The following is a 557-nucleotide window of genomic DNA, read 5'->3' as shown; positions in this document are numbered from 1 at the left end:
GGGCAGCTCGGGCGGCACGATCAGGGCAAACAGGATGGAGGTCACGAAGAAGCCTTCGTTGATCTCGTGCTTGCGCACCATGGCGAACAGCACTTCCCAGAAACCACCGACAAAGAAGACGGTGATGTAGATCGGGAAGAAGTGGGTGGCGCCAATCAGCATCTTGCTGCCGATACCGGCAACAGCCGGATCGAGGGAGGCACCCAGCATGGTGGCCAGGGCATATTGCCAGCTGCTGGCACCGGCTGCCGAGCCCATGTGGGCAATGGCGGCGATGGCCTGGTTGCCAACGTTGTACATGCCCCAGAACATGGCCGGGAACACGGCCAGCCACACCATGATCATCATGCGCTTCAGATCGAGCGCATCACGGACGTGGGCGGCATTGCGGGTAACGGTACCCGGGGTATAGAACAGGGTATACGCCGCTTCGAACAGGGCGTAGTACTTGGCGTACTTTCCACCCGGTTCGAAGTGATGTTCCATATTTTCAAGAAGTTGCTTGAAACTCATCGCTTAACCTTCCAGTTCAATCTTGGTCAGGCACTCACGCAAGA

1 protein-coding gene is annotated in these 557 nt (G+C 57.6%); it reads right to left on the bottom strand.

Annotated features, from left to right (window positions below):
* On the bottom strand, window positions 1-513 hold a 513-nt coding region (locus G5358_RS21565; protein ID WP_421324937.1), incomplete at its 3' end, for an RnfABCDGE type electron transport complex subunit D.
* Window positions 514-557 lie beyond the last annotated feature (44 nt).

The sequence above is a fragment of the Aeromonas sp. 604176 genome (assembly GCF_049170755.1).
GTDB classification, from domain to species: Bacteria; Pseudomonadota; Gammaproteobacteria; order Enterobacterales; family Aeromonadaceae; genus Aeromonas; species Aeromonas veronii_A.
The sequence above is the reverse complement of the archived record's forward strand: the minus strand, read 5'-3'. Positions and strand labels throughout refer to the sequence as shown.